At 57.6% G+C, this 11620-nt stretch carries 13 protein-coding genes; 8 read left to right on the top strand and 5 right to left on the bottom strand.

Features of this window, described 5'->3' with window-relative positions; translation table 11 throughout:
- Window positions 1–38: 38 nt before the first annotated feature.
- Complete coding sequence (gene alr / locus JHD62_RS16155; protein ID WP_199103772.1) at window positions 39–1109, bottom strand: alanine racemase; 1071 nt, start codon at window positions 1107–1109, stop codon at window positions 39–41.
- Between the two features lie 116 nt (window positions 1110–1225).
- Between alr and JHD62_RS16150 the strand changes: the two genes are divergently transcribed.
- Window positions 1226–1855, top strand: a complete 630-nt coding sequence (locus tag JHD62_RS16150) for a DedA family protein (RefSeq protein ID WP_199103771.1) — start codon at window positions 1226–1228, stop codon at window positions 1853–1855.
- 61 nt (window positions 1856–1916) lie between these two features.
- On the opposite strand, the gene JHD62_RS16145 is transcribed toward JHD62_RS16150, so the two are convergent.
- The gene (locus JHD62_RS16145; protein ID WP_089083143.1) at window positions 1917–2243 is read right to left on the bottom strand and encodes an FKBP-type peptidyl-prolyl cis-trans isomerase; all 327 of its coding nucleotides are present in this window, start codon (window positions 2241–2243) and stop codon (window positions 1917–1919) included.
- Between the two features lie 158 nt (window positions 2244–2401).
- Between JHD62_RS16145 and JHD62_RS16140 the strand changes: the two genes are divergently transcribed.
- On the top strand, window positions 2402–3184 hold the full coding sequence (locus tag JHD62_RS16140) for a DUF2189 domain-containing protein (protein WP_199103770.1): 783 nt from the start codon (window positions 2402–2404) through the stop codon (window positions 3182–3184).
- A 10-nt stretch (window positions 3185–3194) separates the two neighbouring features.
- On the top strand, window positions 3195–4148 hold the full coding sequence (locus JHD62_RS16135; RefSeq protein WP_199103769.1) for a D-2-hydroxyacid dehydrogenase: 954 nt from the start codon (window positions 3195–3197) through the stop codon (window positions 4146–4148).
- A 69-nt stretch (window positions 4149–4217) separates the two neighbouring features.
- Here JHD62_RS16135 and JHD62_RS16130 read toward each other — a convergent pair whose 3' ends face one another.
- Window positions 4218–4697, bottom strand: coding sequence for a DUF1841 family protein (locus JHD62_RS16130; protein WP_199103768.1), 480 nt, complete (start codon window positions 4695–4697; stop codon window positions 4218–4220).
- Between the two features lie 58 nt (window positions 4698–4755).
- Between JHD62_RS16130 and JHD62_RS16125 the strand changes: the two genes are divergently transcribed.
- A complete protein-coding gene (locus JHD62_RS16125) occupies window positions 4756–5250 on the top strand; it encodes a glutathione peroxidase (RefSeq protein ID WP_199103767.1) in 495 nt (164 codons plus the stop codon).
- A 127-nt stretch (window positions 5251–5377) separates the two neighbouring features.
- Here the strand turns inward: JHD62_RS16125 and trmB are convergent, their stop codons facing one another.
- A complete protein-coding gene (gene trmB, locus JHD62_RS16120) occupies window positions 5378–6058 on the bottom strand; it encodes a tRNA (guanosine(46)-N7)-methyltransferase TrmB (protein WP_131355780.1) in 681 nt (226 codons plus the stop codon).
- A gap of 36 nt (window positions 6059–6094) precedes the next feature.
- Window positions 6095–7012, bottom strand: coding sequence for an NAD(P)H-binding protein (locus JHD62_RS16115; protein WP_199103766.1), 918 nt, complete (start codon window positions 7010–7012; stop codon window positions 6095–6097).
- 41 nt (window positions 7013–7053) lie between these two features.
- Here JHD62_RS16115 and JHD62_RS16110 point away from each other — a divergent pair, with 41 nt between their 5' ends.
- The 4 genes from JHD62_RS16110 (at window position 7054) to JHD62_RS16095 (ending at window position 11592) form a co-directional block, all read left to right on the top strand.
- Window positions 7054–8088 (top strand): CDP-6-deoxy-delta-3,4-glucoseen reductase, encoded by a 1035-nt coding sequence (locus JHD62_RS16110; protein ID WP_199103765.1) that lies wholly within the window; start codon window positions 7054–7056, stop codon window positions 8086–8088.
- A 243-nt stretch (window positions 8089–8331) separates the two neighbouring features.
- Window positions 8332–8469 carry a DUF3149 domain-containing protein gene (locus JHD62_RS16105; RefSeq protein ID WP_082086308.1) on the top strand — a complete coding sequence of 46 codons (138 nt, stop codon included), beginning with the start codon at window positions 8332–8334 and terminating at the stop codon, window positions 8467–8469.
- Window positions 8470–8847: 378 nt separating this feature from the next.
- A complete protein-coding gene (gene arcD / locus JHD62_RS16100) occupies window positions 8848–10287 on the top strand; it encodes an arginine-ornithine antiporter (protein ID WP_131355769.1) in 1440 nt (479 codons plus the stop codon).
- Between the two features lie 72 nt (window positions 10288–10359).
- The gene (locus tag JHD62_RS16095; RefSeq protein ID WP_199103764.1) at window positions 10360–11592 is read left to right on the top strand and encodes an arginine deiminase; all 1233 of its coding nucleotides are present in this window, start codon (window positions 10360–10362) and stop codon (window positions 11590–11592) included.
- The last annotated feature ends 28 nt before the right edge of the window (window positions 11593–11620 follow it).

Here is an 11620-nt window from a genome sequence, read left to right as displayed (position 1 = left end):
CCGATGCAGCGGCTTTTTTATTGTGGTGAGCGATTTGTTCAGGTGGGCAGGCGCGGCACGCGCGGGGCAATCGCGCACATCAGCTCGTAGCCAATGGTGCCGGCAGCCGCAGCTACTGTTTCGATCGCGATGTTTGGCCCCCATAGCTCCACCCGGCTACCGATGGTGGCATCAGGAATGTGTGTCAGGTCCACCACCAGCATGTCCATGGAAACCCGGCCCACGGTGCCACTGCGCTGGCCTGCCACCATCACCGGAGTGCCATTGGCGGCAATGCGCGGGTAGCCGTCGGCATAGCCACAGGCGACAATGCCTATCCGCATGGGCCGGTCGGCCTGAAACTGAATGCCGTATCCCACGCCATCACCTGCTTGCAGTTGCTGGATGGCAATGATGTCCGCGCTCAGCGTCATGGTGGTTTGCAGGCCCAGCGCTGCGCCATGACAGTCGGCAAAGGGCGAGCAGCCATACAGGGTGATGCCGGGGCGGACGATAGCGCCATGGGTGTGCGGATGCCGGAACACCGCAGCTGAATTGGCGGCGCTGATGGCGAGGCCACTGGTGGTGGCCACGGGGGCGAAACGCTGCCATTGGGCTGCTACACCACGATCGTCATCCGCAGTGGCGAAATGCGTCATGATGGTGCTCAGTTTCACTTGCGGCAATGCACGCAGTTGCTGCATCACGTGGCTGGCCTGTTCCGGGCGGAAACCCAGCCGGTTCATGCCGCTGTTGATCTTGAGCCACACTTCCACCGGCTGTGGCAGGGAACCTTCCTGTAGCCAGGCAATCTGGTGAGGGGAGTGAATGGCACCGGCAATGCGGTATTCTGCCATGGCCTCCACTTCGGTCCGGTCGAATGGTCCTTCCAGCAGGGTAATCGGCTGCTGGATGCCTGCCTTGCGCAGGGCGATGGCATCTTCGATATTGAGTAGGGCAAATCCGTCGGCAATGTCAGCCAGGGCAAGGGCGCAGCCAAGTGCACCGTGACCATAGGCGTCAGCCTTGATGACGGCCAGTGCAGCACAGCCTGCAGCTTGTTGACGGGAGTGCAGATAGTTATGGCGCAGGGCGGAATGATTGATTTCAACCCGTATGGGGCGTGTCATGTCAAGAAAGGATAAGGTCGAGGTGTGCTATTATAAGCGCCCGATCATGCACTCGGACAATCAGCCCGTGGCCAAATCTTGTGACAGGACAAGACTGTGCCGGTCGGCGGAGCACTATGGACATACTGCAGATACTTCTCGATTTCTTTACCGGTTACGGTTATGTGGCTGTCTTTACCGTATTGCTGGTGTGTGGTTTCGGTGTTCCGATTCCGGAAGACATCACGCTGGTGGCTGGCGGCATCATCTCCGGCCTTGGCTATGCTGATGTCGATATCATGTTTCTGGTGGGGATGGCCGGGGTTCTGGCAGGTGACGGCATCATGTTTGCTGCAGGTCGTTTTTATGGCCACAAGGTGCAGCGTTTTCGTCCCATTGCCCGCATCCTGACGCCCGAACGCTTTGAAGCTGTGCAGGAAAAGTTTGAAAAATACGGTACCTGGGTGCTGTTCGTTGCCCGTTTCCTGCCCGGCTTGCGTTCTCCCATCTTCATTACCGCTGGCATGACACGGCGTGTGCCCTATTGGCGTTTCTTGCTGATGGATGGCTTTGCTGCGCTGATTTCCGTGCCGGTGTGGGTTTATCTGGGCCATTACGGTGCCACGCAGCGCGAATGGCTGATGCACATGGTGCATCGTGGCCAGATGGGTATTCTTTCCGTGGTCGGAGTATTACTGGCTGGTCTGGCGATTCTCTACCTGTGCAAGCGCAAGAAATGCTGTGAGGATTCCGGCCTGAAAAAATGAGCCGGGCTGCCAAATGAAAAAGCCACCGCGACGGTGGCTTTTTTCATGCACAGAAGCCGGATCAGCCCACCTGCAGCAGTTCCACTTCGAATACCAGGGTGGCATTCGGCGGAATCACACCACCGGCGCCACGTGCGCCATAACCGAGTTCTGCCGGAATGGTCAGCTTGCGCTTGCCACCTACCTTCATGCCAACGACGCCCTGATCCCAGCCCTTGATCACATGGCCGGCACCCAGCGGAAAGCTGAAGGGCTGGAATCTGTCCTTGCTGGAGTCGAACTTGCTGCCATTGGTCAGCCAGCCGGTGTAATGCACAGTCACTTCCTGGCCGGCGACAGCTTCGGCACCTTCGCCCACGGTCAGGTCTTCAATGATCAATTCGCTCATCTTGTGTTCCTTGTATCTGGTTCAAGCAGGCCCGTATTGTACCAGTTGCCGCGCCGAGTGGTCTGACAGCATTGATTTGCAATTTGTATTTTGCAATCAGTAGCTTATAAAGAATTAACTGTCTGGTTTACCCACCCACCACCAGAAGGGGATTCGTCATGGACATCACCCACGGCTCATCCCGGGAACACCCGGTTGTTCATCATGTTGAAGTTTCCCAAACCATGGTCTGGCTGCAACAGGGCGTGAAAGACCTGCGCCGCGCACCGGCCGATGCCATGTTTTATGGTGCCGTTTTTGTCTTGATGGGCTATCTGTTGATTGCCTATTTCGATAGTGCGCCACAGTTCGTACTCACCTTGTCCACGCTGTTCCTGCTGGCCGGGCCGTTTCTGGCCATCGGTCTGTACGATCTGGCGCGCCAGCACGAAAACACGTTTGCCACGCAGCGGGTCAATTTGTGGCACAGCATGGTTGCCTGGCGAGTCAATCTGCCTGGCTTTACCCTGTACGCCGCCTTGCTGGCCTTGATGGTGTTTGGCTGGTTCCGCGTTTCACTGCTCATGTTTGCGCTGTTTTTTGATACCGCAGCCCTGCCATCACTGGACAGCTTGCTGACCAATGCCCTGTTGCCGGAAAACATGACATTCCTGCTGGCCTATTTTGGTGTCGGCTTCCTGTTTGCGGTGGCAGTGTTCTCGCTCAGCGTGGTGGCCATCCCGATGATGCTGGACAAGGATGTGGACACGGTGACCGCCATGATCAACAGCGTGCAGGCGGTATACAAGAATCTACTGACGATGGCGGTATGGGCCGTTATGATTGTGGCTCTTACTGCGGTGGGCTTTGCTACCTATTTCATTGGCCTGATCGTCATCATGCCCGTACTGGGGCTGGCGAGCTGGCATGCTTACCGCGCCATGATTTCCTACGAAAGCTGACGCCAGACTGATGAGCCAACCTTCCATCGTATTTATCGACCGGGACAGCCTGCCTGTCCCGGTTCCCGCTTTTCCTTTTGCCCATGCCTATCGCGAAATTTCCGCCACCACGGTGGAGCAGATTGTCCAGCATGTGGGTAATGCCGACATCGTGATCACCAACAAGGTGCCGTTCAGCCGTGAAACCCTGCTGCAGTTGCCGGGGGTGAAGATGCTGGCGGTGGCGGCCACCGGCTACAACCATATCGATATCGCCACTTGCCGTGAGCAGGGCATTGCGGTGGCCAACATTCGCCATTACGGCGACGAAACTGTTGCCGAGCATGCGTTTACCCTGATGCTGGCCCTGATGAAGAATCTGCCGGCCTACCAGCGTGATGTCGCTGCCGGTGTCTGGGAGCAGGCCAAGCAGTTCTGCCATTTTGGCGCGCCCATTCGCGACCTCAAGGGGGCAACACTAGGTATTCTGGGCGCTGGCGGCATTGGCCAGGCGCTGGCGGAACGTGCTCGCGCCTTTGGCATGCATGTGCAGTTTGGTGAGCGCAAGGGCGTTACCATCGTGCGCGACGGCTATGTCAGCTTTGATCAGCTGCTTGCCAGTTCGGATGTGCTGTCCTTGCATTGCCCGCTGAACGAAGAAACCCGCAACATGATTGCCCAGCCGGAATTGATGGCCATGAAGCCGGGTGCCATCCTGATCAACACCGCGCGTGGCGGACTGGTGGATGAAGAAGCGCTGGTGGCTGCACTCAAGTTCGGCCAGCTGGGCGGTGCCGGTTTTGACGTGCTGAGCACCGAACCGCCGTCGGCCGGCAATCCGCTGCTGAAGGCTCGCTTGCCGCACCTGATCGTCACGCCGCATGTCGGTTGGGCCAGCCAGCAGGCCATGCAGCGTCTGGCACAACAACTGGTGGACAATGTCACGGCCTTTGTCAGCGGTCAGGAAGCCAATCGCCTGGTGTGAACGCAATGGCAGCGCACATGAAAAAAGCAGGCTTGCGAGCCTGCTTTTTTGTTAAGCACCTGAACATGCTCAGTCCGGAATATCGTTCGGATTGATACGCGGCGTTTCTTCTTCGCCCATGCCCAGCTTGCCGCGCACACAGGAAATGTAGCGGTTCACATCCGGGCCGCCACCATAGCGCTGTGCATGCCAGATCATCTCGCCCAGGCATTCCATCATCTCGTGATGGGCACGATGCTCGTTGCCGTGGCGCAGGGCCAGCTGGGCGTAGAGCGAACGGATGCCGAAGGGCTGGTCGATGGAACGCTGTTCCTCGATGGCCACATGCAGGCCCATGTGCAGGAAGGGGTTGGTCTCACCCATTTCCGGCGTCCATTCCTGTTCCAGGTACTTTTCCGGATGATTCAGGATGGAGTGATACTCGGGGTGGTCTATAAGAATGGAAAGCACGATCTTTTCCAGATCGGTCAGCACGCTGCCGGTCTGGTGTTTTTTCCAGGTTTCAAAAAAGAAGCCGCGCGCATCCTGGCGGCTGGGTGAGAACAACATGCGCAATACCTGAGTAGGTTTCTCGGATAAGTCCCGATTATACGGAAGGGAGCCCACCATGACCACGCTTTACGATTTTTCCATGTCCCTGCCTGATGGCAGTTCCATGGCGCTGAGCAGCTTGCAGGGCCAGGTGGTACTGCTGGTGAACACGGCCAGCGAGTGTGGCTATACCCGGCAATATGCGGGCCTGCAGGAATTGCATGACAGCCTGTCCGGACAAGGTTTGCGGGTGTTGGCCTTTCCTTGCAACCAGTTTGGTGGTCAGGAACCCGGTACCGATGCCCAGATCGCCAGTTTCTGTGCCAGCCGCTTTCAACTGACGCTGCCGCTGTCGGCCAAGGTGGAGGTTAACGGCCCGCAGGCACATCCGCTATGGCGCTGGTTGACCCAGGCGGATAGCGCACATCCTCACCCGGTGAAGTGGAATTTCACCAAGTTTCTGCTGGATGGTAAGGGCAGGGTGGTGAAGCGTTTCGAGCCGGCAGTGGCACCGCATGAACTGCTGCCGGATATCGAAGTCTTGCTGAGCCGGCGTGTAACTGCCGACTGAAACCGGTCTGGCTTGGAACCGCTAACAAAACCTCGTAACGAACCCGGTCCAAGGCGCACCGCCGCAGACAGTACATGGCGTACGGCAAGGCGGCGCAACGCTGGAGCGGGGGTTCTGTTCGCGGGGCTTACTTGCGGCGGAAGATGATGTCCCATACGCCATGACCCAGCTTGATGCCACGGGCCTCAAACTTGGTCAGCGGACGGTAGTCCGGGCGCGGCGCATAGCCATCGGCGCTATTGGCCAGATCGCCATTGGCGCTGAACACTTCCATGATCTGGATGGCGTAGTCTTCCCAGTCGGTAGCGGCGTGCAGATAGCCGCCCGGCTTCAGCTTCTTCACCAGTTTTTCCACCAGCGGGGCCTGGATCAGGCGACGCTTGTTGTGGCGTTTTTTGTGCCAGGGGTCGGGGAAGAAAATATGCACGCCGTCCAGGCTGCCATCGGCCAGCATGTTATCCAGCACTTCCACCGCATCGTGACGGATGATGCGCAGATTGCTCAGCTCTTTTTCAGCAATCAGCTTGCACAGATTGCCCACGCCCGGGGAGTGCACTTCCACGCCCAGATAGTCGATAGCAGGATTGGCCGCTGCAATTTCAGCGGTTGCACCACCCATGCCAAAGCCGATTTCCAGCACCTTGGGTGCCTGGCGGCCAAAAGCCTGTTCCAGGTCGATGACGGTTGGCTGATATGCAATGCCCCATTTGGGCATGCCCTCGTCCATTGCGCGTTGCTGACCTGCAGACAGATGTCCCTGACGCAGCACAAAGCTTCTGATGGCGCGCCCGAATGCCGGATTTTCCATGTGATTCAAACAGATAATTGCAAGAAGACGCGCATGTTACCGAATCTTGCCGGCCTTAGCGAGTGCCACGCTCTGCCAGGCCGGATTTGCCGCCAGTTGTGCGACAAATTCGCGTGCAGTGGGGTAGTGCAGCGTCACGCCCAGTTCTGCCAGGCGCTGGTGGCGAAAGCGGCGAGACTCGGCCATGTAAGACCATAAACCAGGGCTGACGGCCGCTTGTACTTCTGCGCGGGATAGCCGTGGCGGTAGTGGCATGGACAGTGCATCAGCCAGCATGGCATACCAGTCGGTGATGGTGAGTGGTTCCTGGTCGCAGGCATTGTAAATGCGGATGCCGCCACGGTTTTGCTGCAGGCTGGCAATACACAGGCTGGCCAGGTCATCGGCGTGGATATGATTACTGAAGCTGTCTTCCTCGGGCCGGATCAAGGGCGTGTTTTGCACAAGACGGGTCAGCGGCAGGCGCTCCAGCGCATAAATGCCGGGTGCGCGCAGAATGGTCAGCTGGCTGCCATGGTGGCGGGCAAAGGCACGAAGGGTATTTTCTGCATCCAGCCGGCGCCAGGCGCGCTCGGTTTGCGGCATGGGGGGCGAGCATTCATCCAGCCAGTCACCATGGCTATTTCCATACACGCCAGTAGTGCTGATATAGCTAATTCGCTGTGGTATCCTGTCGGCTTTTGCCAGTGCGTACAACAACTTGCGCGTGCGGCTGTCGCGCATTCCGTGGCTTGGTGGTGGTGCGGTTATCCACAGATCATCGGCCAGACCGGCCAGCCGCTCCAGGCTGGCGGCATCGTCCAGATTGGCCATGACCGGAATGGCACCGCCAGCGCGCGCCGTTTCAGCTGCTTGCGCGTGATGTGCCAGAACCAGCACTTTCCAGTGCTGCACGAGTCGGGGCAGGGCCCGTCGGGCGACATCACCCATGCCTGCAATCAATAAAGTACGCATAGGCTGCATCTTACCGAGATTTGGAATAATAAAGGTACCCAATGACTTCCCAGGTCAAAGTGCTCCCGAGCGGGCATACGTTCAGTGTTGAAGCGCATGAAACCATTCTGGAAGCGGCTTTGCGCCAGAATGTCGGTCTGCCTTATGGCTGCCGCGATGGTGCCTGTGGCGCCTGCAAGGGCAAGGTCGTGGAGGGTGAGGTCAGCCAGGATGGCTATCAGGAAAAAGCCCTGCCGGAAAACGAACGCATCCAGGGCATGACCCTGTTCTGCTGTGCCCGCCCGCAAGGTGATATCACCATTGAAGCCCGTGAAGTGGCCGGTGCTGGTGACATCCAGATCAAGACCCTGCCGTGCCGCGTGGAAAGCATGGTGAAAATGCACGACGTTGCCGTGCTCAAACTGAAATTGCCGGTTTCCGAACGCCTGCAGTTCCGCGCCGGTCAGTACATCGACATCCTGATGAAGGATGGCAAGAAACGCAGTTTCTCCATTGCCAATGCGCCGCATGATGATGCCTTCCTGGAGCTGCATATCCGTCATCAGCCCGGTGGCAGTTTCTCCGATTATGTCTTCACCCAGATGAAGGAGCGCGAAATCATGCGCTTCAAGGGCCCGATGGGTTCTTTCTTCCTGCGTGAGGATTCGGACAAGCCCATCATTTTCGTGGCCAGCGGTACCGGCTTTGCGCCGGTCAAGGGCATCATCGAACACGCCATTCATCACGGTATCCAGCGTCAGATGGTGCTGTATTGGGGCGCACGCACCAAGGCAGACCTCTACATGGCTGAACTGGCCGAGAGCTGGCAGGCCGCGCATGCCAACATCACCGTGATTCCGGTGTTGTCCGAGGCGCTGCCGGAAGACGAATGGCAAGGCCGTACCGGCTTTGTACATCAGGCGGTGCTGGATGATTTTGCCGACCTGTCCGGCCACCAGGTGTATGCCTGTGGTGCTCCGGTCATGGTGGAGTCTGCCCATCGCAGCTTCATTGCCGAACGCAAGCTGCCGGAAGACGAATTCTTCTCTGACGCCTTCTTCCTGTCCAAGGACATGGGTGGTAACAAGCAGCCCTGATCTGCCAGTCCTATGCCATCAGACAGCCCCTGCCATGCAGGGGCTTTTTCATTTTGTACTTACCAGGGAAATGGCCGCTCTGCGGGGTATGTTCGGCATCGTTTTGTTTTTGTGGGACTTTCCAGTTGTCCGCAGGACGCGGACAGATTGTTGACTTGCGTCAACATCCACATTATTTGTAGGGTTATTATGACCATCGACTAATCAATCAAGGCGGCAAACGCCAGCTATGAGGAGTGGGAGATGGAACTGCTAGGTCAACTTCTTTCCGACGATGTCGGTGTTCTGGGTTTGGCAACCATTGTCTTTGCTACTGTGGTGGTATGTGGTGTGATTTTTGTCATCAGTCGTAAGGTGAAGAACGCAGGACCGAACGACTGACAGGTTTAGCACCAGTTGGTGTGTGTCCAGATTTCCTCTTGATGTGTGTGTTGGTGGATACGGTGGTGGGCCGTATCCATTTTTTTTGCCTGCCGTTTGTCTATCAGTCTTTATTGAAAAATAATTTATTGAAAATTACCAATAAAGAACAAATGCATATAGATAAATCCAATTTGGATAGACAGGCCGCTCTGCCTATAACCCAGCCATCTTTCTGCTGTCGCCCTTTTTTGTTCCTTTTTTTCATTTGATCCTGATCAAACATATGTAGCTGCTTTCTGGAATCGGAGCGCTTCGATGACTATCATTGCATCATTGAATTAGAAATTAATAATATACAGATAGTTTTCAGGTTAATGTATTTCACGGAGAACGAAAATGTCCACTGATACAGAAGTGCAAGGTGGCGGAGCACCCAAACTGAAACTGGGTGCACTTACCGCACTGGTAGTGGGTTCCATGATTGGCGGCGGCATCTTCTCGCTACCGCAAAACATGGCGGCAGGTGCCGGCGCCGGCGCCATCATCATTGGTTGGGCCATCACCTTCCTCGGCATGCTGACGCTGGCATTTGCCTTCCAGATGCTGGCCAACCGCAAGCCCGAAGTAGAGGGCGGGGTTTACGGTTATGCCCGCGCCGGTTTCGGTGACTACATGGGCTTCAACTCGGCCTGGGGTTACTGGATTTCGGCCTGGATCGGCAACGTGTCCTACTTTGTCGTGATGTTCTCGGCACTGGGTTTCTGGTTCCACGCTTTTGGCGACGGCAACACGCCAACTGCCATCATCTGTGCCTCCATCCTGTTGTGGGGCCTGCATTTCCTGGTATTGCGTGGCGTGCATGGTGCGGCATTCATCAACACCATCACCACCATTGCCAAGCTGGTACCGCTGGCCTTGTTCATTGTTCTGGTGGTGTTTGCTTTCAAGATCGACACCTTCAATCTGGACTTCTGGGGTAATCCTAAGCTGGGCTCCATTGTCGATCAGGTGAAGAGCACCATGCTGGTGACTGTATGGGTGTTCATCGGTATCGAAGGTGCGTCGATGTTCTCGGGCCGTGCCGAAAAAATGAGCGATGTGGGCAAGGCTACCGTGGTGGGTTTCCTGTTGACCATTGCCCTGCTGGTGGCGGTGTCGGTCCTGGCACTGGGCGTGATGACCCAGCCGGAACTGGCGGCACTGAAGAACCCCTCCACCGCTTATGTGCTGGAAAAGGCCATTGGTCCCTGGGGTGCCAACATCATGAATGCTGGTCTGGTGATTTCGGTAGGTGGCGCGCTGCTGGCCTGGACGCTGCTGGCTGCTGAAGCACCTTACCTGGCAGGCAAAGACGGTGTGATGCCGCGCATCTTCGGCACCACCAATGCCAACGGTTCCCCGGCAGCTTCGCTGTGGCTGACCAACGGTCTGATCCAGCTGTTCCTGATCATCACCCTGTTCAGTTCGGCCGGTTACCTGGCACTGCTGTCGCTGGCTACCTCGATGATCCTGATTCCTTACCTGCTGTGTGCCGTGTATTCCTTCATGGTGGCCCGGCGTGGTGAAGGCTACCAGGCTGGTGAAGGCAAGGGCCGTGACCTGAGTATTGCCGGTATCGCCAGTGTGTACGGTGTATGGCTGATCTACGCCGCTGGTGTGAAGTATCTGTTCCTGTCGATGGTGCTGTACGCCCCGGGCCTGCTGTTCTATCTGTGGGCCAAGAAAGAACATGGCGAGAAACCGTTCAAGGGTGCCGAAGCTGTACTGGCCGCCATCATCGTGGTACTGGGCGCCATTGCCGCCTACGAACTGATTACCGGTCAGCTCACCCTCTGACCTGAAAATAATACGGTGGAGCGCCGATAGCGCGCTCCCCGACTCCCTTACCCGAATTGCAGGAGTTTGATCATGACAAAATTTGGTGTTCATTCCGAATGCGGCAAGCTGCGCAGCGTGATGGTGTGCCGTCCGGGCCTCGCCCACAAGCGCCTCACCCCCGACAACTGCCACGACCTGCTGTTTGATGACGTGATCTGGGTGGAACGCGCCCAGAAAGACCACGCCTACATGGTTGAACAGATGCGCGCTCGCGGCATCCATGTGATCGAAGCCCACGACGCCCTGGCCCAGGTGCTGGACGACAAGGCCGCCCGCAGCTGGCTGCTGGACCGCAAGGTCAAGGCTGACAACGTCGGTATCGGCATGCTGACCGACCTGCGCAGCTGGCTGGACGAAATGCCGTCCACCCAACTGGCCGAGCACCTGATCGGCGGTATCGCCAAGTTTGAACTGCCGTTCGACCCCAAAGGCCTGTTCGGCGGCTATCTGGACCAGTCCGAATTCGTCATCCCGCCGATTCCCAACAGCCTGTTCCAGCGCGACCCGTCCTGCTGGATCTACGAAGGCGTGACGCTCAACCCGATGTACTGGCCGGCCCGCCGTCAGGAAACCCTGATCCTGCAAGCCATCTACCAGCACCACCCCTACTTCGCCGGCAAGGTCAATGTATGGTGGGGCGACTGTGACAAGAACCACGGCCCGGCCACGCTGGAAGGCGGCGACGTGATGCCGATCGGCAACGGCGTGGTACTCATCGGCATGGGCGAACGCACCAGCCCGCAAGCCGTGGTGCAAGTGGCCCGCAATGTGCTGGGCAAGGAAGGTGGCGCCACCCGCGTGATTGCCTGCCAGATGCCCAAATCGCGTGCTGCCATGCACCTGGACACCGTGTTCAGCTTCCTCGATATCGACCTGCTGTCGGTGTTCCCGGACGTGGTCAACGAAATCGTCTGCACCAGCATCTACGCCGGTGACAAGGAAGGCGAAGTCCGCTTCGAACGCCACGACGGCGTGCCGTTTACCGAAGTGGTGCGCCAGGCACTGGGCCTGAAGGAAGTGCACATCATCCAGACCGCCGGCGATGCCTACCAGCGCGAACGCGAACAATGGGATGACGGCAACAACGTGGTGGCCCTGGACCGCCGCGTGGTGGTGGCCTACGACCGCAACACCTACACCAACAAGCTGATGCGTCAGCACGGTGTGGAAGTGATCGAGATTCCGGCCTCCGAACTGGGCCGTGGCCGTGGCGGTGGTCACTGCATGACCTGCCCGATCATCCGTGACGAAGTGAAGATCTAAACCCTTTCGAACAGTGCATCAATATTGC

Source organism: Aquitalea sp. ASV11 (assembly GCF_016429185.1).
Classification (GTDB): Bacteria; Pseudomonadota; Gammaproteobacteria; order Burkholderiales; family Chromobacteriaceae; genus Aquitalea; species Aquitalea pelogenes.
This window is presented reverse-complemented; position numbering and strand designations above follow the sequence as displayed.

Bases quoted from the DNA above. Each gene is read 5' to 3' on its own strand.
- alr (WP_199103772.1), bottom strand. From the start codon at position 1,109: ATGACACGCCCCATACGGGTTGAAATCAATCATTCCGCCCTGCGCCAT.
- JHD62_RS16150 (WP_199103771.1), top strand. From the start codon at position 1,226: ATGGACATACTGCAGATACTTCTCGATTTCTTTACCGGTTACGGTTAT.
- JHD62_RS16145 (WP_089083143.1), bottom strand. From the start codon at position 2,243: ATGAGCGAATTGATCATTGAAGACCTGACCGTGGGCGAAGGTGCCGAA.
- JHD62_RS16140 (WP_199103770.1), top strand. From the start codon at position 2,402: ATGGACATCACCCACGGCTCATCCCGGGAACACCCGGTTGTTCATCAT.
- JHD62_RS16135 (WP_199103769.1), top strand. From the start codon at position 3,195: ATGAGCCAACCTTCCATCGTATTTATCGACCGGGACAGCCTGCCTGTC.
- JHD62_RS16130 (WP_199103768.1), bottom strand. From the start codon at position 4,697: ATGTTGTTCTCACCCAGCCGCCAGGATGCGCGCGGCTTCTTTTTTGAA.
- JHD62_RS16125 (WP_199103767.1), top strand. From the start codon at position 4,756: ATGACCACGCTTTACGATTTTTCCATGTCCCTGCCTGATGGCAGTTCC.
- trmB (WP_131355780.1), bottom strand. From the start codon at position 6,058: ATGGAAAATCCGGCATTCGGGCGCGCCATCAGAAGCTTTGTGCTGCGT.
- JHD62_RS16115 (WP_199103766.1), bottom strand. From the start codon at position 7,012: ATGCGTACTTTATTGATTGCAGGCATGGGTGATGTCGCCCGACGGGCC.
- JHD62_RS16110 (WP_199103765.1), top strand. From the start codon at position 7,054: ATGACTTCCCAGGTCAAAGTGCTCCCGAGCGGGCATACGTTCAGTGTT.
- JHD62_RS16105 (WP_082086308.1), top strand. From the start codon at position 8,332: ATGGAACTGCTAGGTCAACTTCTTTCCGACGATGTCGGTGTTCTGGGT.
- arcD (WP_131355769.1), top strand. From the start codon at position 8,848: ATGTCCACTGATACAGAAGTGCAAGGTGGCGGAGCACCCAAACTGAAA.
- JHD62_RS16095 (WP_199103764.1), top strand. From the start codon at position 10,360: ATGACAAAATTTGGTGTTCATTCCGAATGCGGCAAGCTGCGCAGCGTG.